At 45.5% G+C, this 23444-nt stretch carries 21 protein-coding genes; 1 reads left to right on the plus strand and 20 read right to left on the minus strand.

Translation table 11 applies throughout. From position 1 onward, the window contains the following. Positions 1 to 38 precede the first annotated feature (38 nt). The 14 genes from GQF01_RS33990 to GQF01_RS34050 all read right to left on the minus strand — a co-directional run bounded on the left by GQF01_RS33990 (position 39) and on the right by GQF01_RS34050 (position 16283). On the minus strand, positions 39 to 950 hold the full coding sequence (locus GQF01_RS33990) for an alpha/beta hydrolase fold domain-containing protein (protein WP_161411753.1): 912 nt from the start codon (positions 948 to 950) through the stop codon (positions 39 to 41). Positions 951 to 1064: 114 nt separating this feature from the next. Next, a complete protein-coding gene (locus tag GQF01_RS33995) occupies positions 1065 to 2336 on the minus strand; it encodes an ATP-binding protein (protein WP_161411754.1) in 1272 nt (423 codons plus the stop codon). 14 nt (positions 2337 to 2350) lie between these two features. After that, positions 2351 to 3334, minus strand: coding sequence for an aldo/keto reductase (locus tag GQF01_RS34000; protein WP_161411755.1), 984 nt, complete (start codon positions 3332 to 3334; stop codon positions 2351 to 2353). A 105-nt stretch (positions 3335 to 3439) separates the two neighbouring features. Continuing rightward, positions 3440 to 3640 carry a CLC_0170 family protein gene (locus GQF01_RS34005; RefSeq protein WP_161411756.1) on the minus strand — a complete coding sequence of 67 codons (201 nt, stop codon included), beginning with the start codon at positions 3638 to 3640 and terminating at the stop codon, positions 3440 to 3442. Between the two features lie 16 nt (positions 3641 to 3656). Continuing rightward, positions 3657 to 4880, minus strand: a complete 1224-nt coding sequence (locus GQF01_RS34010; RefSeq protein ID WP_161411757.1) for a Ger(x)C family spore germination protein — start codon at positions 4878 to 4880, stop codon at positions 3657 to 3659. After that, on the minus strand, positions 4852 to 5967 hold the full coding sequence (locus tag GQF01_RS34015; protein ID WP_161411758.1) for a GerAB/ArcD/ProY family transporter: 1116 nt from the start codon (positions 5965 to 5967) through the stop codon (positions 4852 to 4854). Before GQF01_RS34015 ends, GQF01_RS34010 begins: the two co-directional genes overlap by 29 nt. After that, on the minus strand, positions 5915 to 7630 hold the full coding sequence (locus tag GQF01_RS34020) for a spore germination protein (RefSeq protein WP_161411759.1): 1716 nt from the start codon (positions 7628 to 7630) through the stop codon (positions 5915 to 5917). Before GQF01_RS34020 ends, GQF01_RS34015 begins: the two co-directional genes overlap by 53 nt. Before the next feature lie 162 nt (positions 7631 to 7792). Next, positions 7793 to 8773: a glycoside hydrolase family 43 protein gene (locus GQF01_RS34025; protein WP_161411760.1), complete on the minus strand. Its 981-nt coding sequence runs from the start codon at positions 8771 to 8773 to the stop codon at positions 7793 to 7795. A 126-nt stretch (positions 8774 to 8899) separates the two neighbouring features. Next, a complete protein-coding gene (locus GQF01_RS34030) occupies positions 8900 to 9640 on the minus strand; it encodes a class I SAM-dependent methyltransferase (protein WP_161411761.1) in 741 nt (246 codons plus the stop codon). 398 nt (positions 9641 to 10038) lie between these two features. Beyond that, entirely contained in the window at positions 10039 to 10407 is a 369-nt protein-coding gene (locus GQF01_RS36100) for a hypothetical protein (RefSeq protein WP_202556826.1), read from the minus strand. 50 nt (positions 10408 to 10457) lie between these two features. Next, positions 10458 to 12644 (minus strand): hypothetical protein, encoded by a 2187-nt coding sequence (locus tag GQF01_RS34035; RefSeq protein WP_161411762.1) that lies wholly within the window; start codon positions 12642 to 12644, stop codon positions 10458 to 10460. Positions 12645 to 12672: 28 nt separating this feature from the next. Beyond that, positions 12673 to 13851, minus strand: coding sequence for an ABC transporter permease (locus tag GQF01_RS34040; RefSeq protein WP_161411763.1), 1179 nt, complete (start codon positions 13849 to 13851; stop codon positions 12673 to 12675). Next, complete coding sequence (locus tag GQF01_RS34045; protein ID WP_161411764.1) at positions 13848 to 14570, minus strand: ABC transporter ATP-binding protein; 723 nt, start codon at positions 14568 to 14570, stop codon at positions 13848 to 13850. Before GQF01_RS34045 ends, GQF01_RS34040 begins: the two co-directional genes overlap by 4 nt. Positions 14571 to 14600: 30 nt before the next feature. After that, positions 14601 to 16283 (minus strand): efflux RND transporter periplasmic adaptor subunit, encoded by a 1683-nt coding sequence (locus GQF01_RS34050; RefSeq protein WP_161411765.1) that lies wholly within the window; start codon positions 16281 to 16283, stop codon positions 14601 to 14603. A 247-nt stretch (positions 16284 to 16530) separates the two neighbouring features. Here GQF01_RS34050 and GQF01_RS34055 point away from each other — a divergent pair, with 247 nt between their 5' ends. Then, complete coding sequence (locus GQF01_RS34055) at positions 16531 to 17304, plus strand: DUF817 domain-containing protein (RefSeq protein ID WP_161411766.1); 774 nt, start codon at positions 16531 to 16533, stop codon at positions 17302 to 17304. A gap of 50 nt (positions 17305 to 17354) precedes the next feature. Here GQF01_RS34055 and GQF01_RS34060 read toward each other — a convergent pair whose 3' ends face one another. The 6 genes from GQF01_RS34060 to GQF01_RS34085 form a co-directional block, all read right to left on the minus strand. Next, positions 17355 to 18485, minus strand: a complete 1131-nt coding sequence (locus GQF01_RS34060; RefSeq protein WP_161411767.1) for an L-dopachrome tautomerase-related protein — start codon at positions 18483 to 18485, stop codon at positions 17355 to 17357. A 98-nt stretch (positions 18486 to 18583) separates the two neighbouring features. Beyond that, positions 18584 to 19237, minus strand: a complete 654-nt coding sequence (locus GQF01_RS34065; RefSeq protein ID WP_161411768.1) for a YheC/YheD family protein — start codon at positions 19235 to 19237, stop codon at positions 18584 to 18586. A 367-nt stretch (positions 19238 to 19604) separates the two neighbouring features. Beyond that, positions 19605 to 20471 carry a VOC family protein gene (locus tag GQF01_RS34070; RefSeq protein WP_161411769.1) on the minus strand — a complete coding sequence of 289 codons (867 nt, stop codon included), beginning with the start codon at positions 20469 to 20471 and terminating at the stop codon, positions 19605 to 19607. 111 nt (positions 20472 to 20582) lie between these two features. Beyond that, positions 20583 to 21128, minus strand: coding sequence for an MFS transporter (locus GQF01_RS34075; RefSeq protein ID WP_161411770.1), 546 nt, complete (start codon positions 21126 to 21128; stop codon positions 20583 to 20585). 6 nt (positions 21129 to 21134) lie between these two features. Beyond that, positions 21135 to 22568 (minus strand): FAD-binding oxidoreductase, encoded by a 1434-nt coding sequence (locus GQF01_RS34080; RefSeq protein ID WP_161411771.1) that lies wholly within the window; start codon positions 22566 to 22568, stop codon positions 21135 to 21137. Positions 22569 to 22614: 46 nt separating this feature from the next. Further along, the gene (locus GQF01_RS34085) at positions 22615 to 23256 is read right to left on the minus strand and encodes a zinc dependent phospholipase C family protein (protein WP_161411772.1); all 642 of its coding nucleotides are present in this window, start codon (positions 23254 to 23256) and stop codon (positions 22615 to 22617) included. Positions 23257 to 23444 lie beyond the last annotated feature (188 nt).

Consider the following 23444-nt stretch of genomic DNA (forward strand, 5'->3'; position numbering starts at 1 on the left):
CCAAATCGAGACAACTGTCAAGCGCATTTGTTAAAGAATTATGAAGTCGACTCAATCGTATGAATCATCTGCTCCCGTGCTTTCTTTGCTTCCGGGCAAGGAAATAACGGCCACACGTGAAGCATGGACGGGTATTCATAATAATTCATAGGAATACCCTGCATGCCAGCGAGTTTACTGAATTTATTCGCATCAGGATATAAGATATCATGTGTACCGATATATACGCTGATCCTTCCCAAGTCATGGAAATTCCCGTGAATTGGACTAACCAAATAGTGCTTCACACTTTCTTCGCCTGCATACCACTTGGCAATCTCGTGCAGTGCCGGCGTAGCTGAGATTGGATCTTGCTTCTCAATCATTCGTATCATGGGATGACTGAACGTCATATCGAGTAAAGGCGAGATCAATATGATATTCCCTGGCTGCTTAAGTCCACGATCCCGAAGCAATTGAGCCAAAGCTAAGCTCATCCCGCCTCTAGCGGAATCTCCCATCACGACGAGATCTTGTTCCTGCACATCCGAACTCAATTCTCGGTACAAAGGAACAAGCATCTCAAATACGTCTTCGTGCGTATGCTCTGGTGCAAGAGGATACATGGGAACCGTGACTGTACAAGCTAGCCTATCAACCAAGTACGCAATAAACTCCCAGTGCAGCGAGCTGATTTTGAGCACATTGCCACCGCCATGGAGATAGAAGATATGTTTGCTTCCGTGAGCTTGTTCTAAAGGTCTCACGACATAATAAGCATGACCATTCGCCTCATATTTGTGACAATCATACTTTTTAAGCATATTCTTAGGCGGCTCATAACTTTCTTTGCGCTGCCTGTTTTCTACTTCTATGCGCAGGGCTTCCCCTGTCTTTTTCCATATCGCATTTACTTGTATGAATCGTAATCCAGCTTTGATGAACCGGCTTTGTATGCTTTCTTTTCCCATTCGGTTCGCCTCCTATGTCATCTTTCGATTAACTATACGGGACAATTTTAAAATGAATATAAACAAAAAAGAGCTGCCAATGGCATGCTCCTCAAGTAAGCTATTCATCATCTTTTATAACAATCCGCGCGGGTCCGCTGAAAAAGATATTTCAAATTCCGTCCCCTTGCCTACTTCACTAGTAATCGTTATTTTCCCCTTCATAGCACGAATAAGACTGAATGAGACCATTGTACCAAGGCCAGTACCTTTCTCTTTGGTTGAGAAATACGGCGTACCGAGCCGGCTAATTTGTTCCTTCGTCATGCCAACCCCATTATCACGCATCGTTATAAGGATTTTATGCGACTGTTCTTTTAGCCCTATTTCTAAAACGCCACCGCTTTTCGACATCGCCTCAATGGCATTTTTACCAATATTGATCAGCGATTGTCTCAGCTTATTCCGGTCTCCATGGATAAACATTTGCTCATCCTGCAGGGTTACCTCAATTTTGACATCGTTATAGTTCGCAATCGTTAAGAGCACCTGAGAAACGTACTGCACTTCATCCTTCAGAGGAATTAGTTCGTCCTTCTCCGGCTCAGGCTTGGCAATAGCTAAGTAATCACTAATGATGACTTGCGCCCGATCCAACTCTTCAAGCGAGATTTCCTGATAAAATTTGAGCTTGGATGGGGCCAAATGAGGCACTCCCATGAGTTGAATAAACCCTCTTACCGCTGTGAGCGGATTCCTGATTTCATGGGCGACCGAAGCCGCCATCTCGCTGACAATTCTCATTTTCTCGCCATGGACGGCTTCTTCCTGCATATGAATGTACTTTTGTTGGAACTCAATCAGATAAATATAGACGGCAATTACGATACTTTGCAAGATATAGGTCTGAGATGAGGACATTAGATTGGTTGTAAAAAGATCCAGCTTACCTACGCTCGTTAAATAGATAAGAAAACTTACAATTTTAACCGCGATACAAACAATGATGGCAGCAATCATTTTATTGATTAGACTCATTTGTCGATATCTTTGTAGCAGCAAGACGATAAAAATAAATGTTGGAAGTAACGATACCGCATAAATCAGATTATTTGGATTTCCGAGAAGATAACGGACAACAATAATTGCGGCATACAGGAACATCGAAACATAAATTCCACCATATAAGGAGCCTACAATCAGCGGGATAGAGCGAAAATCATAAATCAAACCATTCAAATTTACTGGAAAAGACATCGCGAACGCTATGGCTAAAGTGAAAAAAAAGCAAAGCCACAGCCGATACTTCATGCTATGACTTTGAGATTTGTACAAATAGGGATAAATAACAAGCGGAGAGAAAATCAAGAAGATATTTAATATAAAATCTTTGAAAAATTCAATCATAGCAACATCATCTTCTAATAAGGCCCCCGAATGTAGTCTTTCACCTTATTTTCATAAAAGCTTCGAAGACGTGCAAGTTCTTCCTCGTTAAAGGATGGCGTCTGAGCCGTTCCAAGGTTGTCTGCAACTTGCCGTTCGTTTTTGAAACCCGGAATTACACAGGTAATATTCGGGTTCTCCAAAATCCAACGCATAGATGCTTGCGCCATGTTGCCGCGGCCTTCCGCGATCCATGCCAGTTCCCTTGCTAGTTCCACTCCCTTCGTAAATGGAAGCCCTGCAAACGTCTCGCCAACGTTGAATTGTGCGCCGTCGGCATTGAAATTCCGGTGATCATCCGCTGCAAATGTGCTTGTTTCTGTGAATTTCCCAGTCAGCAGGCCGCTAGCTAACGGAAGTCTGACCAGAATTCCTGCACCTGAAGCTTTCGCCTGCGGAAACAAGGCTTCGGCTGGTTTTTGCCGGAAAATATTATAGATCACTTGCAAAGCCTTAACACCAGGCTTACTAAGTGCGAACAAGCCTTCCTCCACCGTCTCGACACTAACGCCGTAGTGACGAATTTTGCCTTCGGCTTTGAGCTTGTCCAGCACGTCGAACACGTGACCATCCTTCAAGATGGCTAGTGGCGGACAGTGAATTTGATACAGATCGATACGTTCTCGATTCAATCTTCTCAAGCTATTCTCGCAATACGCGCGAACCGTTTCCTCTGAATATGTCTTCGCATCATAAATATCTCCAGCCCGGCAGAACTTTGTTGCTATGTAAATGTCATCTTCTTTTCCTTTAGTTGCCTTAGCTAGCAGCTCTTCCGCATGCCCCGATCCATAAACATCGGCTGTATCAAAAAAGTTAACTCCTGCTTCCATAGCCACGTGCAAGCCTTTAATAGCTTCATCATCGTTAGATAGTCCCCAGCTCCCACCGATGGCCCATGTGCCAAAGCTAACCTCACTAATGCTAAGTTCCGTATCACCTAGTTGACGGTATTTCATTCCTAATCCCCCTCCGGTTTTCTTAGAGATGTGCAACATATTATTCTTCTCCATCAACATCCTGTATCCCTTCTTTAGCTGGACGATTAAGGCGATTTACTTCTCTTATTTCCAGAACCATTTCTCATACACCAGATATCCAATATAGGAAAGGACCCCCAAACAGATATTCAACCATCCAGCAATTAGTGCCCCTTTTTTCTCCCTCAACAAGTTGGCTTTGGTATATATTTTCACATCGAAAACTAAGACGAGCAATCCGGAAATCAGCAGCAGCAAAACCGTGTAATTATTAAACGTGATCATTGGGCTGAATCCTTCCTTACTTCGTTTTCGTTCCTATCCGTCTAATTTTCACGTGCATCGAGACATCAACGGACATCTCTTTATATTGCTTCTCCCACTCTTCCTTGGTTTTAATTTCCTTGTTCCAATAGGCAGGCTGCATCGCACGTACATACTCTCCGAAGCCGAAAATGTCACTGCCATCTTCCTGTGTCTGCTGGATGAAATCTTTGAATCCTTCCGCAGCATCTTTTTGAATTTTCTCTTCCAGCTTGATTAAATTATTTCTCGTTACGAGTACCTTCTCATTCGATTTCTCCGTTAAGTCCCCTTCGACTTGACATCTAATGTACGCAAATACTTTGCCATTTTTGATGGTTGTTGTTATTTTCGACTTCCGATGTGTGGTTTTGAAAATAACGTTGGTATTGGAGTTCGGCATTTCCTGAAGGATACTGTAACCACCAGGGTTCAATTGCTTAATTGCCATATAGTGGCCGATTTGCAATGCAGTTGAGGTACCCACCATTTTATCATTTTTAAAATAAGCCATTCCCGCAATTTCAATATTCGATTCCTTCTTTAACTCCAAGTAGGGAACCGTCCCTTCCTGCCCTTTGGCCGAACTGGCACTGAAAAAAACACCTAAAAAAATGTTAGGCAGCTTCCCCATTTCTCTGGCGTGCTCCAAGGTGGCAAGCAAATATAAGGTCGGTACGCGCTCCAATTGCGGGGTAGCATTCATAATGTCTGCTGCGTCTCCTTTGGAAACAACCATCCAGACTGTTCTTCGGACTTGAGGCTGGCGGCGAAAGAAATCATTCTCGTTCTGAATCCCTTTTTTGGCAACAGATTCCGACATAACAATGACCCGTAGATGGCCATAGAACAACCGATCCGCGAGCTGCTGCTGTAAGTTCATCAAACAATCCTCAATGGTGTATCCTACGCTGGTCAAGACCCAAACCGGTTTTTGATCAGCTGGCCCCCCTGTGTCGCCACCTGTCCCTAGCGGAATGCGACCTGGTACAGCAATTTGAACGGTGATACGAATGAGTCCCTTTTTTGGGGAGTCCTGATTAAGAATATGGGTCGCATTGCTGGTTTCTTGCTCATCTCCCGGCTTTGCTTCATCAATGCCAATGGCTAATACAACGGCACGATCTTCGATTTCTAGGCGATCCCAGCAGCCTGCAAGCAAAGGGGTCATCAACACGAAAACAAGAATCTGTTTAGTCAGATTTTGCCACAAGTTGATCACCCCGACTTTTTTTCTTGCGAATCACTGCCATAATAAATAAGACAAGCGGATACACCACCGTGAAAATTAGTCCCCAGCGGCCGACAACTTGAATGATTTCATACATCTGCAGCAAATTTTGAGGAAACATAGCCATCACATAAATAAAAGGCATAAGAAAGAAGGCGAACATTTTATGATCCTTGAGCTTCAAGAGCCGGCTGGTAAAATGTATGGCTAAGTAATAAGAGGACAGTAAGGTCGTAAACACCGCCGTCACCCATACAGCAAGAAAAGCCCCATCCAAGCGCTCCAGTATGTTCGCAGGCAGTGAAGTTGTTTTGGCTAACTCCAAGGTTGGCCACACTAATTTTTTAATTTCCTCTGCTCCGAAGACGCCAACTGTCGCAATAACGATAAGCACATATAAAGCCCCTGAAATCGCCATCCCGATATACCCGGCAATCATGGCCTTCTCCGGTCTGCGCATCGCAGGTATGACAATCGTCATGACGAAAGAACCCTGAAATAAGGCTGCCATCGTGAGGATGCCGCCAAACATGCCCTTTGGTTCGTTCCCCCATATGGGGAGCAAATTGACTAAATGCGCATTCTTGAGGGATAGCACAACGATCAATAAGCCAGGAAATACAATGACCGGGAAATAAAAATGGTGGAAATAGGTGAACGTGGTAATATCTGCACGAGAAGAAACAGCGGCAAGAAGCAGCATGACAATAACCGTCACTTCAAGCGGGGTTTTCATCAAAACGGACGTTACCACGACTTCACCAAACTCCCGTGCTGCCAGTGCGGTGATTAGAGCAAAGAAAGCAATGATCAACACACTGAATACGCCTGCCGTCCATTTGCCGATTAGTTCTTTGCTGTATTCAATAATTGATTGTTCAGGAAATCGCATTCCGAGCTTTGTAAGCAGCCAAAGACCTGCTAATCCAAGCAATAGGCCGAGAAATGTAACTAGCGGCGCACCGGAATCAGCTGCTCGGACAGCAAAAAGCGAGAGAGCCAGCACCCCTACTCCAATAATCGTACTAATCAGTATGATCGCGGCTTGAATCACTGTTATCTGGCGAGGATGCTCCATAGGTCACGTTCCTCCTATCTCCAACTTTCAAAGGGTCTAACGTATTGTTGGCTGGTATGTCACTCATTTCTTTCGTTAATTTGCTTAGACGAGTGTCATTGGGTGTATGCAAAAGTGCAGGTCTTTTGGGCATCGACCAGAGAGGTAATCGGGCCAGCGTGTCTTTCATCCCCTGGAAATTTCCTGGCACAATCGGGCTCAAGTATGGAACACCGAATGAACGCAAGGAAAGCATATGGTTCGCGATCAGGATTAATCCGATCATAACGCCATATAGGCCGAAAATACCGGACAAAATCACGAGCGGAAATCGCAACAGTCTGAGCGCGAGAGCTGCATTGTACGCTGGTGTTGCAAAGGAACCGATGGTCGTTAGCGCAATGATAACCACCGTGATGGGTGAGATAAAGCCCGCTGCAACCGCTGCTTGTCCAACAACGAGCACACCAACAATGGAAAGTGCGCCGCCAACCTGCTGGGGAAGCCGCAGCGTGGCTTCCCTTAGAACTTCCATGGAGATTTCCATGATTAACACTTCAATGACGGAGGGGAACGGAACCCCTGCCCTACCTCCTGCTACCGCGACAGCGAACTCCGTTGGAATCAGCTCCGGATTGAACGAAATTAGAGCCACATACAACGATGGGAAAATCAGTGAGAATACGAGCGCAACGAGACGAGAAAGTCGTATGAAGCTGACGAGGAGATACCGCTCTGAGTAATCCTCCACCGTTTGGTAAAATTGACTGAAGACGGTAGGCAAAATAAGTGCAAACGGTGATCCGTCTACAAGCAGAATCACCCTGCCTTCCAGTAAATTGGCGACTGCCTTGTCTGGGCGTTCTGTGTTTTGAATTTGCGGAAACGGTGAGATATGGTTATCCTCAATAAATTGCTCCAAGTAGCCTGCATCAAGGACGCCATCAATATCAATCAACGATAGTCGTCTAAAAACTTCTTCTACGAGTGCCGGATTCACGACGCCATTGATGTAACAAAGAGCTACTTTGGATTTCGTAATTCGCCCAATTCGTATTGTTTTAATGCGTAAATCCGGCGTTGGAAGCCGATAGCGAAGAAGGGCTAAGTTGGTACCTAATATTTCGATAAATCCTTCTCTTGCTCCCCTGATTACTTGTTCCGTCTCCGGCTGTGTAATTGAACGCTTGTCAACTTGGCGCGTGCTGAAAACAAAAGCATCCACTAGACCGTCAACCAAAATGACGGTTTTCCCTTCTACAATGGCTTGGATGATCTCATCCAGCTCGGTTTCTGTTCTTCCTTCGCATGAATACAACGTTTCGTTCAACAGGTAGTCTTTCATTGAACGGTTATCAGACCTCGGGTTATCCCTTAAAGTCGTTAACATTAAAGGCTTTAGTATATGATCGTTCAAATGCTGTTTATCAATTAAGTCCGCGAAATACAAGGCTGCTGCCGGGTGCTCGTCACAGATACAAAAACGGCGCATGATAAAATCATCATTGTCGCCAAGTATGTTTTGAACGAAGTCCAATGTTTCATCGAGTCGCCTGCTTATTTTAGCGTCTTCGTTTTTTTCTAAAAACTGATGGGCTGGGGTTTCTTTTCGTGGAATCTTTGGAGGCTGTTGACTTGGGGATCCTAAACTTCTCCGACGTCTATACCATTGCCAAATCGTCATCCGAATACGCCCCCTGTACCTCTTTAGATGATTGCAGCTTACCTGTTTCCCATTCATTGCCTTCCATGTATTTTTATCCAAAACTGAGATTCTATGCATGAATAAAAATAGCCCCCTCAAGTCTTGTTAGACTATTGGGAGCAGTTTTATAGGAATCTTTGTTTATTTATAAGGGTCTATCGTTTGGATGGTACCGTCTGCGTTATACTTCAGCTCCGTGTATTTCACGCAGCGTTTATGGTTAACCCCGTCTGATAGGGAACAATCATGATAAAATAAATACCATTTATCCTCGAATTGAACGATGGAATGATGCGTTGTCCAGCCGATAACTGGCGTCAGGATCGTGCCTTTGAAAACATACGGCCCTTGCGGATGCTCGCTCATCGCATACACGAGACAATGTGTTGTCCCTGTCGAATAAGAAAGATAATAATATCCATTGTATTTATGAACCCATGGACCTTCGAAATATCGTCTGTCCTCGTCCCCTGCAAGAATGGGATTGCCTTCTTCATCCACAATCTTGATTTCCTGCGGCTCGTCTGTGAATGTGAGCATATCCTCACTTAAAACAGCCACTCTTGGTCCCAAAGCTGGTTCATTCTCCGCTGGCCCCTTAGCATCAGGAAGAAATGTTCCTGTCTGCCATTTCTCAAGCTGGCCGCCCCAAAGTCCGCCAAAGTAAATATAAGCTTTGTTATCCTCGTCGATTAACACAGCGGGATCAATGCTGTAGCTGCCAGGGATATAATTTTCTTCAGCCTTGAAAGGACCTGCTGGAGTTGAGCTTGTAGCGACACCAAGCCTGAAGACATCCTCTTTGTCCCGAGCTGGGAAAAAGAGATAATACGTATTGTTCTTATACGCTGCGTCTGGCGCCCATAATTGCTGCTTCGCCCATGGAATATCTCTCAGGTGCAAAGCCTCGCCATGATCCACACAAGGCGAATTGAAATCGTCCATGGAGAGGATATGATAATCTTCCATCGCGTATTGGTCGCCATTATCATTAGACGGTCCATCATGGTCAAGGTCATGGGAAGGGTAAATATACAACTTGCCTTCAAACACGTGGGCAGATGGATCAGCCGTGTAAATATGCGTAACTAAAGGTTCTTTAGGCTGTGCTGGCTTGTTCATGTCCAAATTCTCCTCGTCGTTAAACTTAGTTTGTTTAATGTATAAACTTACAATACTAATTATAACCAACTTGGCTTAACAAGCAAGAAAATTATGCACCAGGTCATGAAACCGTCTGAAAAGGGCTTATTTGTTGTTCTTCGATGCTGCAATTAAGAGGAAAATAGGACGACGTGTCTCGTCTCGCATTTCCGGATACTTGTCGAGCGCTTCTTGCGTTGGTTGAGGCTCAGATAGCTTATTTATGATGAATCCACCATCGATCAGTCCATTCATATAAGTGGCAACCGTACGATGATATTTGATGACATCTGTTTCAAGGAATCTTGCCTGCCTTAGTCCCTCATCTTGGTAATTGTCGACAGGCCAATGCAAGCGTTCGCCCTGTGGACCATAATACCAATCTTGTTCAGCACGCGAAGTGAACATCGGATGTTCGACGGAAAGAATGAACTTCCCACCTTCTTTCAGGCAATGATGGACCTTATGACAGAGGTCATTGAAATGCTCCACATAATGAATAGCCAGTGATGAAATCACTACATCAAATTGGCCAGAAGGATAATCGATTTCCTCAATCGCGAGCCTGCGATAGGTAATCGCCTCATCATCGGTTAATTCTTTTGCGCGATCTAACATTTTTTCGGAGATATCCACGCCTACAACAGAGTTAGCTCCGTTCTCACGCGCATATCGGCAGTGCCAGCCGTATCCGCAGCCAAGGTCAAGCACGGTTTTCCCCGATAAGTCGGGAAGCAGCTCGCGAAGTGCAGGCCACTCCCCTGCAGCGCCCAGCCCGCCTGTTGAGCGTGCCATTTGGCTGTATTTTTCAAAAAAGCTATGATCATCATATTTGTTTTGTTTCATAAATGTCGTGGCTCCTGTCGGCTTCGTTTTTTAGATCCCTCATCATTTTACAATTCATCTATTCTAAAAATCTAATGCGAGTTTAGTTAGAATAAAAAAATACAGCGTTCCCGTACATATCGAATAACGGGAAAAGTTCCATTTATTTCAAGCAAGTCCACGATTTGTCAGCCTACTAACTGGAAATAATCCTGTTAATTCTCTCCTTCAGCCTGTTTCCAAGCTCCATCGTCCCCATTTAACTGGAGAAATTCCATGTATTCGTGCCTGTGGCGTGTTATTGGACGAATTAGCGGTAGTATTTCCAGTTCATCTAAAGAGACACTCCATAAGGTCAAAAAATGGCCGCCTCTAGTCATGAAATGACTTTCGGGACAGCCCTCTTCAGTGTCTACAACTTATTTAGGTTGAAATAAGCTGGACATATACCCTAAACCTTTGAACTGACCCATAGCAAGAGGACCGAGAATCTCCGTATCCACCACGAACATCTTCTTATTGTGTTCGCCGCCATACAAGACCTTGCCCGGATGCAAATCATAGGTTGTACCGTTGCATATAAACGAGCCGTTTCCTCTATTTATGAACACAAAGCCCGAGCTGTATACTGTCCGGCTAAAGTATTGAGATTGAGCAGAAGGAAACACCTCATTTCGTTTATGATTATTGTAATCGTAAGCGAAAGTTTTGATAGTTTCAATGGCTGAGCGAAAACGATGGAAACCACAGGTGTCAGCAGCAACAACTAAAAAAGCCTGACGGGTCAAACTCCGTCAGACTAAGTACTTAGCTGCTTTTACCATTCTTATGACAAATATTAATGGAATTGCTTAATTAGGCGCTTAGCTGTTCCGTTAGGGGTATTAATGACTTCATACATGTTGACAACAACACCGGAGTCTACTTGTTCGTTTTTAAGACCCGTGACAACAATTTTCTGCATGCCGCTCGTTAGTTTCCCAGTGCCCACTAGTGTAGACGATTGAGTGCCCACGATGCGGCCAAGCGAATCTACCATGTCGAATTCAATTGTGGAGAAATTCGAGTCTATGATAACTTGATCCTCATGGGTGATATCAAGATCCAGGTTTAGTTGATAAGAATAAGATCCATTGTTATACAGCCAACTAATCGAGTCATTGTTCACTTTCATCGTGAACGGATAGAGATTAATCGTGTCGCTGTCATCCTCTTTCTGCAGAGCAACCTGATACGTTCCGAGTGACACTTTGCCCTCAGACACTGACTTATCATCGAAGATATTCAGTGCAAAAGCTTCATCGTCCTCTGTTTTCCGATTCGGAAGCAGGTAAGAATAGCTAACAACGTAAGAACTGCCAGGCGTGAGCTGCGTGGTGACAGAGCTTTGGCGTGTGCCCGTATACGAATTACCGCTGCTATCCAGCAGCTCGTTCTGAAGCTCAGGCAAGGCAATCGTGCTCGTGCCGTTGTTGGTCATTTTGTATTTGGCAATGGCTGTTTTGTAGCCAAGATCATCGTTTTCGTGAGCATGCAGCTCGACAAGCGAAACATCCACATTTTTGTTGACACTAGCGTTATTATTAAAAGTCAGCTTATCACCAAGCAAGTAGCTTGCAGCTGTCGCAAAGCCGCTCTTGGCTTCGCTAGCGCCTTTAAGCAGGAACACCGCTACAGGCATCTGCCCTGTAGACCCGCCACTCGCTGAAGCCGTTGCAGATTCGCTCGCAGCCGTAGTAGTCGAAGCAGTGCCGCTTGCACTACTTGCACTGTTGGCACTACCTGAACTGCCCTCACTTCCTGAGCTCGCCGCAGCAGCTGTCTTCTCCCAGAGGACAAGCTGGGCGGCATTCGGATCCGTGCCCGATGGCAAAATCGCGTTAAAGTAATACGTTGTCGTTTCTTTGGCAGCCAAAAATGCAGGGCGAACCGTATTATCCGCAGCTGACAAAGAGGTGCCAGAATCACCGACTTGGTAGCTCGCAATAAAGGATGGTACAGCCGCTGATGCATCTCCGTCATTACTTAACGTAACAACGGTTTGCACATGAACGCCGTCTGCTTGTATCGAGTACTGGGCTGTGTCCGCTTTAACTGTCATTTGCTCCCCATCTTGCTGCCCGCTATACACTTGCTTCGTATCAAGAGCAGTAGTCTGGAGTGAAGTATTCAGGCTCATAGTCCCCAGCGTCACATCTTCACTTTGATTCATGTAATAAAATTCCAGCGATGCACCTGAAAGTGTCATTTGTTTAGAGATAGCCGTTTTTAATGTTAAAGTATCCGATTCACCAGGAAGGAAAGATGTGCCTGATCCATTTGCAATGGATGAGGTGTATGTCAAGCCACTGGCGTCAACGAGTCTCAGCTGCAGCCCTGTAGGCAGCTTAACGCTGCTGGAACCCAGGTTTTTCGCGGATACCTGCGTATACAGATACCATTTCCCATTCTCAGAAACGCGCACGCTTTGCCCTAATTGGAAAGCAAGTGAGGCATCGTTAGCTAACGTGCTGTCTAGTGTGCGGAGATTAATAATCTCTTCCGGCACAGTCACTTGTCCCTCTCCCAGCGCTGAGCTTACAGGCAGTTGACCCAGATGTTTCATGAAATCTGCCTGCCCCGCGTCCCAACGGAAGACATCAATCTTCAGCTGATCAGCGGACTCGCCTTCCGCCAAATTGGCGTAGAAACGGAAGCTGGCTTCTTGCCCGGGAAGTACGCTGGCGCTTTTCTTTTCACTCAATTTCGCTGTAAAGCTATGCCCTGCTGTATCTGTGACGCGCACGCCATATTGATTGAAGTCAATCGCATTCTGGTCCCCATTATGTAAGGATACAGCGAACTGTAGCGATGAGGACGAGAGCGCAGCTTGGCTGATTGTAAAATAAGAAGCAGAAGAAATATAGACGGCTTCCCCTGCAGCTTGAACCATCCCTGAAGGTAAGGAGGCAGCGGCTAAGCTGCCAGTTAATAACAAGGCTAAGGTCGTATGTTTCAATGAAAGTGTTGTTAATTTGCGAATCATGGTAGTACCTCCTGTAGCTTACATATTTTTAATCGTAACGAAGAGCATCGATTGGCTTTAATTTGGAAGCTTTATTGGCTGGATATAATCCAAAAATAACACCTACTAATGCAGAGAATAAGAATGCGTAAAGACCTACGTTGATTGAAAGACTGGTCGCCTGACTCGGATTGATATAGGGCCAAGCGAGCGATAACGCTACCCCAACAACGAGGCCTATGAAACCGCCCATCCCGCTGATTAACGTAGCTTCCACCAGGAACTGCAAGAGAATATTGCGCCGTTTGGCCCCAATGGATTTGCGGATGCCAATCTCTCTGGTTCGTTCACTAACAGTTACGAGCATGATATTCATAATCCCGATACCGCCAACCAGAAGGGATATTGCAGCTACAGCAACTAACTGATTCGTTAGCGTGCTGGACGCTGTTTGTTTCGCGCTGATCAATTCGGATGAGTTGAAAATGTTATAACCCGACGTACTCTTGAACTTGTTACTCAAATATCTCTCAAGAGCAGCCTGTACCTTGCTAACGTCATCCCCGCTTGCTGCTTCTACATACGTTGAGCGAATCGAACCTAGTTTAAAATCTCGGCTCATTGTCGGCAGCGGCACAATAACCGAGCTGTCTAGCGAGGTTCCACTCGTGTTGGAGCCTTTGCTTTTCAGAACACCGATAATTGTATACATGTAGCCGTTGACGTTAATCTCCTCATTCAAGGGATCATCCTTGCCAAAAAATTTCGTCGCAACCTCAGTCCCTATAACCGCTACGTGATTGCGATAATCCAAATCCGCTTCGGCAAGGAATCGCCCGCTGCCCATTTCTCCCTTTTGCATACTCAGATAACGGTCGTTCGTACCTAACACCGTATACGTCTCCGTCGTGCGGTCATATTTAATACTCGTACTGCCTCTAGTCATCGTCGGTGCAATACCGCTAATTCCAGCCGTGCCTTCCAGCTCCATGATTTCCTCGTACTTCAGCTGGGTTGCCCGGCCATTGCCAAGCAAATTAACCGTCAGCAGGTTTGTTCCGAGCCCTTCATACTGCTTCTCAATTGACTTGGAAGTCCCTTGCCCGATGGAAACCAGCGTAATAACGGAGCTAACCCCAATAATAACGCCAAGCATGGTCAAAACAGTTCGGAGCGGATTGGAGCGAACCGTGGCCATCGCCATTTGAAAAAGCTCCCAAGGTCTCATATCGTCACCACCTCATCCGCCGTAGAGACAGGCATGACTTGATTACGAACATCCTTGATGATTTCGCCATCCCGTAGCGTCACGACACGCTTGGCATGATCAGCAATATGATTGTCATGCGTGATCAGCACGATCGTGTTGCCCTGCTGATTGAGCTCCTGTATGAGCTCCAACACTTCAATCCCTGTTTTGGAGTCCAGAGCTCCGGTTGGTTCGTCAGCTAGTATTAAAGAAGGTGAAATAGCTAACGCTCTGGCAATCGCTACCCTCTGCTGCTGTCCACCTGAAAGCTCACTTGGTTTGTGATGTCCACGCTGACCCATGCCTAGCTTTTCCAGCATACGCTGGGCTTGCTCTCGGCGCTGTTTGGCCGTAATGCCGGCATAAATCATCGGCAGCTCTACATTTTCGATAGCAGATAAGCGAGGAAGTAGGTTGAATTGTTGAAAAATAAACCCAATTTTCCGGTTTCTGAGCTCGGCTAAGCCGTTGTCGGACATTTTCACCGTAGACACGCCATCGAGCGAATAGGTGCCTGAAGTCGGTATATCCAGCAGCCCGATCGTGTTCATCAGCGTAGATTTCCCCGATCCGCTGGGACCGATAATGGCAACAAAGTCCCCTTTTGCAATGTGCAGGGTTATCCCTTTCAGAATTTGCAGCTCTTCATCTCCGCGTGCGTAGCTCTTAGTGACTCCCGTTAATTCAATGATATTCATACGACTGGCTCCTTTGCTCGAAGCTGCTCATCACTGACGCGCTCCTCCTCCGCTCTGACCTTGGAAACCGCCACCGCCGCCACCTTCACCTCGTTGGAATCCAGCAGGAGGTCCGCCTTCTCCGCCAGGAAAGCCGCCTTGCAGGTTCGCTGCGTTCGTTGTCGTTGCAGCTCGGCGTGTCGGCATGACAACCTCATCGCCCTCTTCCAAACCGCTCAAGATCTCAACCTGTGTTTTACTGCGAATACCGGTCTTAATCTCATGCTGCTCTTGGACGGTTCCGTCTGCTTTCTTCAATGAAACGGTGGACTTGCCTTTCGTTGTCGTAATTGCCTGAATCGGGACCACAAGTATGTCCTTTTTATCTTGAATGAAAACTTCGGCGGTTGCCGTCATGGCGTATTTCAGCACACTATCTGGATTCGGGATGGTAACAACCGCATCGTATGTTGTTACTCCGTTCGTGGTTGTGCCGACATTAGACACCGATGTCACTTCACCTTCAAATGATTTGCCCGAGATCGCATCCACCTTCACAACCGCTTTCTGTCCCACTTTCACACTCGTTAAATCCAGCTCATCAACAGCTATGGCTAGCTGCATCGTGCTTAAGCTCGCTACCGCTCCTAACGTGGTATTGGCCGTGATTTGCGCGCCTACTGGATAGTTGCGAAGCACATTGCTTTTGCTATTCGCAAAGTCTGCCGAGAATACGCCGTCAAATGGTGCTGTGATCGTCAATTGATTCACCTTTTGCTGTGCATCGTCCACTTTAATTTTCTGGCTGTCTATGGCTGCTTGCTTGCTGATGATGTTCTGCTGCAGATCATCGTTAAACAAGGTCGCGATGAGGTCCCCTTGTTTCACGGTATCTCCGTCTTTCCATTTCAAACTTTTGACCGTGCCGCTAGCTTCGGAAAAAATAGGCGATGTGCGCACATAATCCAACGCAGCAAGATCTGTGGATTCAATTTTGCCATCGCCGCTTCCGATACTGCCTTTCACTTTTAACCCAGAAGACAACGTTCCATCGTTCGTAACCAGAACCTCCACGTCAACGATCTTATTGCCGTTCGTATCAGCTTTCATTTCATGGGAAACGGTCGATACCGTCCCAACCTTAGACAGCAAATACCCGTCTACCGTCAGCTCGACGTTCTCCCCTTGTTGTAATTGAACAGCTTCTTGCAGCGGGAATGCCAGCTTGACCTTGAACTGTGACGTGTCCGAAATCGTACCGATCTTCGTCGTTTTATTCACTTGACTGCCCACATCCAAGTTGGCAGCTAATGTGAGCTTCCCACTCATCGGGGCAGACAAGCTCATATGGTTTTGCTCGTTCTGCAGCTCGGTAAGCTCCTTTTCCAGTTGCTGCTGACTTACCTGTGCTTCTTTCAGGTTTGTTTCTGTGGAAGGAACGGATAACTCAACGAGCACATCGCCTTTCTTCACCGCTTGATTTTGTGTCAAATTCATTGTCTTGATGATGGCGTCTACCGGTATGACAATATTTTGCTTATCTTTTGCATCCAGCTGAGAGGTTCCCGATATGGATGAAGATATGGCTCCTTTCGTTACCTTCATTGCCGACTGCTGTCCCGTAGCGGCTTCTACAGGCTTTGAATTACTGTGTATGTAGTAATAAGTTCCAGCACCGCATAACATCGCAGCCACAACGACAATGATCCATTTTTTCTTCCGATTCAAGTTCATTGTTGATTTCCCCTCTCCCATGTACCAAGACCACGATTGTCTTCGTCATATCTATCTCACAAGTAGGAGTCTAAGGGTCTAGGCTGAAACCCATCTGAGCAAGGGCTGAAAGAAAGTTGAACGCTGACTTAACGTTTGCTGAAAATGGAAAATAATACGTTTGAACAAAGCATTGAAAATTCAAGTCAATATGTAAGAAGGTTGCCGATATACTAACTGTGAACCGTAGTCGAAAGGGTGACCTAACATGAGGCTGTTCATGAAACAATTAAGTCTCTTTACCTACCATGAAGCGATGTCTTGTTTATTTCCCGTAGGCATCTTCCTAACGCTTGCATTAAGCAAATTAATTACGATACCTGGTGTTCCACGGTATGATTTTATTTTGGCAGGCTGCCTACTGCTGCAAGTTTTCATGTACCTTAGCAAGCTTGAAACTAAAGACGAATTGAAAGTCATCTGTGTCTTTCACGTAATTGGTATTGTTCTAGAATTGTTTAAAGTTCATATGGGATCATGGAGCTATCCAGAGGATGGGTTCAGCAAATTTGGGGGCGTACCTCTCTACAGTGGCTTTATGTATGCAAGTGTAGCAAGTTTCATCTGTCAATCCTGGCGTAGATTATCCCTTTCTTTGCACGCGTACCCGCCAAAATGGATAGCGATTCCTTTCGGTGCTTGCATTTATCTCAATTTCTTTACACATCATTTCATCTACGATGTGAGATACTGGCTCATCGCTTTGCTTTGTGTCCTATTCTACCGTGTAAAAGTCAAATTCAAGCTTTCCCAGTTTGATTATGCTATGCCACTTTCTTTATCTTTTTTATGCATCGGTTTCTTCATTTGGATCGCAGAAAATATTGCAACTTATTTCGGTGCATGGCGGTATCCCAATCAAGATCACCTGTGGCATTTTGTGCATCCGACCAAAATTGTTGCTTGGTTTTTGCTTGTGATCGTATCCTTTGTCATCGTCGCTGAACTTAAACGACTAAAAACAAATAAAACTGTCCTTTAAGTAGCTCATCTACCTAATTGACAGTTTTATTATGCAAGCCATGTCTAAAGCTACCCGTATAAATAGGACTTCACATCTTTTCCAACGTAAGCTTTCCAGATTATTAAATTGTACGGATTGTTCCAATCGATTTCATAGCCCCCAAACATTTCGTGGAGCCGGTTGTTGTTAAAAATGATCGAGCCTTTCTGATCAAAAGAAACCCCGTCTACCCACAGCATCCTATCATCAGAGACGAATTTGTGGAAGCTTCGGTCCCTCGCATCGAAAAATCCAATCCCTTTCCCTTCTAACATCGTATAAAACAAATTGCCCCGATTATCCGCGTGCATGCCGTCAGTCGTTGTTCCTTTACTCCCAAGGACCTGCACGGCCCCATTTATTTGTTCTAAGGGTATCTGTTCATTTCGCAGTAATCCCGTATGAATCGCGTACAAATTGCGGCCAGTTACTTGGCAATAATACAGCGTAGAACGATCTGCTGACAAAGCGATGCCGTCGGCACCGATCCGTAGAGCTTGATTCTTAAACACAGGCTTATAGTCAATTTGAAAATGAAAATCAGGGAAATCCTGCGTACTGAACTGCCGGTCGAGCACGCGCCGGAACGATTTGGTTTTCATGTTATATACAATAATGCCGCCGCGAAGCGGATGGTCTGGATGGCCGCAACCAGAATCTGTTAGATAAACAAAACCATTTTTATTGTCAACAACGAGGTCATTGAGGAATGAAGTCCGATAAGGTGCGATCTCATCCGGAATGACGATGGAGTCGATCAACGAATTTCTGTTCAAATCCCAAATCACGAGCTTCTGAGACCCTTCTGGTGAAGGCTCATAAGCTATTTTCCCTTGGTCCAGCAGCCACATCCGATTATATTCATCGATTTCATAGCCGAGGACAGATTGCAGGGCATTCACATCTCCAACTTTATTGAAGTCCCAGCTTGGGAAAGCTTCAAGCAGCGGCTTCCCATCCTTGACCACGATGCGATTCATCGTAGCAGGAATACCCTGAGACATACGCGGAACTGAAACGTAGTATTGCCCCTGTTGATCGACTTTCACGCCGGCGGGCATCGCTTTTTTCCAGCATTGGTTCGTTTCGAACTCTTCCATCATCACAACATTAGGGAAGTGCCAATCCAAACGGCTCCAGTGACATATTATTTTATACATGAATGTGAGCCTCCTGCGACCTTGTAAGTAGTCATACACCTACCATATAGGTATGCGCTCAGGAATAAGAAGTGTGGGCGGCAGGCATCCTGCCAAGATTAGTGAGGTTTTGTATTCACTTCAAAAATCCAGACAGTACCTCTTTTATCGATGCCAAAATCGTAACCTAACATGCCAATACCGGGATATTTGCCCTCTAGCAGCATGGTGCATGTCCGGGAAACGCCTACCATGGTGTCGATTTTGGATTTAACCAGCGAAGCAGGAAATGTTTGGCGTACGGCGTGCCTGCCTTTCAGCTGCGTACCGCCTTGACACAGGTTCGTGACGAACAGTCCTGGCCGAGCTAATCGGCCAACAACCGCGCGAATCTCCCAGCTGCGTCCAACTTTGGCAAGTTTGACCCGGTAATCTACCGGTCTGCCATTGATGGTGGCTAGGTGAATGCCCTGTTGAATCATCAATGGGCGGTTCTGGCGTATCCGGTTAATGGCTTGCAGAAGCTCATTCCAGTTGTATATTGTCTTTGTTCCTGCGTTGTGGAGCATGAAGCCGCTGCCTGATTTTTGAATTTTCATCACACGGCTCCCACCGGTACCAACAATCGGTTTGGCCACAACAAATTGAAATTGACGAAGCATTGCTGCAAGGTTCTCTGCGCTATAGCGACGCATAGCAGGAATATGCTTGGCGACGCCGGAATGCTGCAGCAGAACAGCGAACTTCGACCATTTACTAGCAACTCGACGCATGAAAAATTCCTCCTCTGAACATGCCTTCCTACATGCTAAAATATGCGTGGTTCGTCCAAAGCGAAAGGGACAATCTGGAACTAATTTCTGTACTTTCTGCAAGACTTGTCGCGGGAATATAGGATTTCGGGTCTGTTCATGGGAACTGGGGTACGCTATTTTGGAGAAAACCGAGGATTTTCCTTCCAGACGGAACTACAGGATGTTATTTGGCGTTCATGCTGCGTTTTCTGAAGAAAATCAGCAGAATAGCGGAACATAGTTCCCGCTGCCTGTTCAAACTACGCTTCGCAGTGAAATTAGAGGACTGTAGTTCCCAAAATAAAAAGAAGCAGGCAGGGTTCCCCCAGCATCTGCTTCTAAGTGCTTATTGTTCGTAACCCAATCTCAGTGGAATGCCTGACGGATCTTTGACCATCAAGATTCCATCGATCTCACTCACTAGCATGTTCGCCAGCTTTAATCGCAGGACGGCCTCATTGCGCGATTCCTTGTTAGGAAATACGAGGGTGTAATAATCGAGCCCTGTTCCATTGGCAGACCGTAATGGCGCCTCTTCACCAGCCCAAACGTTCAATCCGATGTGATGATGGTATCCGCCAGCGGATATGAATAAAGCCTTCATCGCCATGCGAGCATCAGCCGCTATATCGAAACCAAGAATATCACAGTAGAATTCCTTGGATTTCTGCAAATTTTTAACATGGAAATGAATATGTCCCATCACCGTGCCGACTGGTAAACCGTCCCATACGGTGCCTTCTGCTTCATGCAGCAAGCCCTCCCAGTCTATAGGATCTGCGGCCATGATATAGTTACCTTCGGCATCACGGCGCCATGTGCTTCTAGGCCGATCACAATAAATCTCAATCCCGTTATGATCCGGATCGGTGATATATAAGGCTTCGCTTACGAGATGATCCGCTTGACCGATATGGATACCGGATTGCACCAAATTGTTTAAACTCATGCCCAGAGCTTTGCGTGTCGGGAGCAAGATGGCAAAATGATAAAGACCAGCAGATGATCTCCGCGGTGTGACTTGTGCATCAGGCATTTCTTCCAATAAAACCAGGGGTTCATTGCCGTCAATCGTCAATTCTGCTGAAGTTGACGTTGACTTGCCTAGACGAAAGCCCACAATCTCTTGATAAAAGCGAACAGAACGCTCTAAATTGGAGACAAACAATTTGATGATGCCAAGCTTCATATCCTTGGGCAGAGTTGCTGTCATGGTATGGCCCCCTTTGATTGCTTACTATTCGTAATTAAGCTTAGTAAAGTTATTTAATTACGTCAAGGTTTGGAATTGGTTGTGTCACAAGACAATAGACATGTGATTTTCCTAAAAGCTAAATCCCCTTTTCCCTGCTCGCCAAGTTACCCAGGAACTGCTTGCGTATAGTATTGCGCTAACATAAAAAAGCATATCGATTGTTAACCAATCAATGACATAACCACCCACAATTACTGCGAACCCAGAAGTTATGGAAGTCCAGAAATGGAAATTCCCTATCACTGGCCCCCGCTCGCCTTTGTTGGTTAGATCAGCAAGTAGCAAACGTTCACTCATCTTTTGCATCGCATTGCTAACTCCCATCAGAAGCTGCAAAACCAACACCCATAAATAGCTCACTACCCAAGGAAATATCAGCATGGCAGCCATCATGCCAAGCGAACTCCATGTCATCAGGCGTAACCCATGACGATCCAGCTTCGAGCCCACCCATTGCGACACTGCTGCAGAACTAATGGTGAATACAGCAAAAGCAAGCCCGTATTTCGAATAACTGTTTCCGAGATTTTTAAGAAACAACAGATAATACGGATAAATCATACCTGCTGCCAACGTCACAACGCTTTGTGAACGGATGAGCCATTTCGTATCCATGATTGGTTACTCTCCTTTGTAATCCGAATAAAAGTAATTCATGAATACATGATTCGGGTCGTACTGCTCTTTTTTACGGAAAAACGCCTCATACCTTGGGTACGCCGTTCGAAATTGATCAAGCCTAGGGTAAGCGATATACGGTAAATAATAAGAACCATTATGCTTAATTACTTGATCAAGCACCTTCTGTATGCCTGTCTGCATATGCGCTTGCTCCTCTTTTGACAAATGAACTTGAAAGAGACAAACAAGTGCGAACATATCGTCCGTCGCATAAGAAAGTACGGCTTCCTCATCATGGTTTACGTATCGCACAGAAACGTTTAGAAGGTTTAAATTCTCTGTCTGCAGGACAGCGCTCAAGTCATGGACGAAACCAGTAAACTCTTTGACCGGGATAAAATATTCCTGCAAAATATCATTGCTTCCTGCCTGCCTATTCTCCATGAACAGAGATTCAGAACGCATAGCGTTATTCCGCGTTATCAACATGCCATCCTGTTTGGCAAAAATAGGCTTTTGAAGCTTCCATAACACATTTTTCCCCCAATTGAACGTCCGATTTAAGTTGAACATCAATTTGGATATAACCACGCCATCTTCCCTTACCTTCAAACGATCATTGCCTTCCAGAGGTGTTGAATGGTCTTCCAAGTAGTTGATTGCATACATTTCCTTCAGAAAATGGTCAGGCGCAACAGAAATCCGCGCGATATGCAGACGAATCTCAGGGTCAGCCTTCACTTGCTCTTCAAAATATTGACTGTACGATTCAACATCCATTGTATCGAAACGTAGCTTATACATTTCGTTATCAGTCAACGAGAGCGTTACGTCTAGAATAACCCCGAAAAGACCGTAACCGCCGATAACAAGGTCAAAAAGCTCCGCATTCTCATTTCGATTCACGTTAAGGATACGACCATCCGCAAGAAGCAAGCGGAATGCTTCTACGCTTTTAATCAGCGATCCGTTTCGGATATCCCGCCCATGCGCATTGACACTAAGGGAACCGCCAAGTGTAAAAATATTTTGCGACTGCATCGTCTTCACTGCCAACCCATACGGATTAACGTAATCCTGTACGTCCTTCCAGGTAGCCCCGGCTTGGATTCGAATCTGCTTTTGCTTTGGATCGAAAGCAAGCACACGGTTGAATGATGTCATATCAATGACTACACTGTCTTTGTAGTAGGTATGGCCGCCTTGGCTATGCCTTTGCCCTGCAATTGAGATTGTCAAATTCTTCTCCTTTGCTTCCCGCAAGATGCTGCGCAGCTGCTCCTCCTCATGACCTTTTACGACACTTGTTACTTTTACAGGGTGCAGTCGACTGTAATCTGTGATGAGATAAGGGTCCTGATCTAGCGTATCGTTTTGCACATAATTAATGACGCATAAGACGGCGAGCAGAAGGAAGGCAATCCATTTCTTCATCTTTGCTGCCTCCTCCTATTTGATCTCTTCTGCTAGATGGTTTCTCTCAACGCTCCCAAAAACGAACTAGTCCCCTAAGTTCATCAACGCTCCGATCGATAAACGCAGCTACAATCTGATCCGTTATGTAGCATAAGGCAATACCTGGTTCATTTGACGTATCTCTCAAATTCCTTGCAACATGTTCGCCATATTGTTTAACTTCGTTCTCATGTAGGAGAGATGGAACGGAATAAGCTTTGGCCTGCAGCAGAGAAGAAAGCACGCGATCCGTCCAATTTTCACTTCTGCACAAATGATATTCGATCTGACAGACCTCCATATTGTATCGGCTCTTTAAGGCTTCATTCTGCTGAGGAAACTCCCCACTCACTTTTTCCACATAATCTTTCCATACGGTCTCCGTCCATCGGAGGTCAGTGAAAATATGCGAAACATACCCCAACATAAACTGATTAAAGCTGTGATCATCGCTTCTTCTATGCTTTCTATAGAAATTATCAAAATCCAAAAGATTCGGCATCGTACCATCGTCATCACATAGATGCGTATGACCCTTGTCTTGCCTAGTAGTACCTTCTCTCATATGAATCGCGTCTGGCGCAATGCTGCCAAGTAGAAACTCTGGTGAAGGACTCTGATTCCATAATTGCTCCGCGATACTAAAGTGCACCATTGGCCACGGCATTGTACAACACTCCCATTGTATGATTCTCTTTATCCTATTATATGGACGTTACCAGGAACTGGAAAGTTGATATGCAAACAAAAAAACCTAAGAGCCGCGATGAAACCGGTTCTTAGGCTCATACCTTCGTATAGACTACCTATCCTTGCTCCCGCGGCTTCGAGAGTTCCAGGCACTCAAAACAAACG

The organism is Paenibacillus silvestris (genome assembly GCF_009882985.1).
Lineage (GTDB): Bacteria > Bacillota > Bacilli > Paenibacillales > NBRC-103111 > Paenibacillus_E > Paenibacillus_E silvestris.

Coding starts and splice junctions, on each gene's coding strand:
- GQF01_RS34080 (WP_161411771.1), bottom strand. CDS start 22,568: ATGAAGAAATGGATTGCCTTCCTTCTGCTCGCCGTCTTATGCGTCATT.
- GQF01_RS34070 (WP_161411769.1), bottom strand. CDS start 20,471: ATGACAGCAACTCTGCCCAAGGATATGAAGCTTGGCATCATCAAATTG.
- GQF01_RS33990 (WP_161411753.1), bottom strand. CDS start 950: ATGGGAAAAGAAAGCATACAAAGCCGGTTCATCAAAGCTGGATTACGA.
- GQF01_RS34065 (WP_161411768.1), bottom strand. CDS start 19,237: ATGCGTCGAGTTGCTAGTAAATGGTCGAAGTTCGCTGTTCTGCTGCAG.
- GQF01_RS34075 (WP_161411770.1), bottom strand. CDS start 21,128: ATGGATACGAAATGGCTCATCCGTTCACAAAGCGTTGTGACGTTGGCA.
- GQF01_RS34060 (WP_161411767.1), bottom strand. CDS start 18,485: ATGTATAAAATAATATGTCACTGGAGCCGTTTGGATTGGCACTTCCCT.
- GQF01_RS34025 (WP_161411760.1), bottom strand. CDS start 8,773: ATGAACAAGCCAGCACAGCCTAAAGAACCTTTAGTTACGCATATTTAC.
- GQF01_RS34040 (WP_161411763.1), bottom strand. CDS start 13,851: ATGAGACCTTGGGAGCTTTTTCAAATGGCGATGGCCACGGTTCGCTCC.
- GQF01_RS34055 (WP_161411766.1), top strand. CDS start 16,531: ATGAGGCTGTTCATGAAACAATTAAGTCTCTTTACCTACCATGAAGCG.
- GQF01_RS34045 (WP_161411764.1), bottom strand. CDS start 14,570: ATGAATATCATTGAATTAACGGGAGTCACTAAGAGCTACGCACGCGGA.
- GQF01_RS34050 (WP_161411765.1), bottom strand. CDS start 16,283: ATGAACTTGAATCGGAAGAAAAAATGGATCATTGTCGTTGTGGCTGCG.
- GQF01_RS34085 (WP_161411772.1), bottom strand. CDS start 23,256: ATGCCGTGGCCAATGGTGCACTTTAGTATCGCGGAGCAATTATGGAAT.
- GQF01_RS34030 (WP_161411761.1), bottom strand. CDS start 9,640: ATGAAACAAAACAAATATGATGATCATAGCTTTTTTGAAAAATACAGC.
- GQF01_RS34020 (WP_161411759.1), bottom strand. CDS start 7,630: ATGACGATTTGGCAATGGTATAGACGTCGGAGAAGTTTAGGATCCCCA.
- GQF01_RS34000 (WP_161411755.1), bottom strand. CDS start 3,334: ATGAAATACCGTCAACTAGGTGATACGGAACTTAGCATTAGTGAGGTT.
- GQF01_RS34035 (WP_161411762.1), bottom strand. CDS start 12,644: ATGATTCGCAAATTAACAACACTTTCATTGAAACATACGACCTTAGCC.
- GQF01_RS33995 (WP_161411754.1), bottom strand. CDS start 2,336: ATGATTGAATTTTTCAAAGATTTTATATTAAATATCTTCTTGATTTTC.
- GQF01_RS34015 (WP_161411758.1), bottom strand. CDS start 5,967: ATGGAGCATCCTCGCCAGATAACAGTGATTCAAGCCGCGATCATACTG.
- GQF01_RS34005 (WP_161411756.1), bottom strand. CDS start 3,640: ATGATCACGTTTAATAATTACACGGTTTTGCTGCTGCTGATTTCCGGA.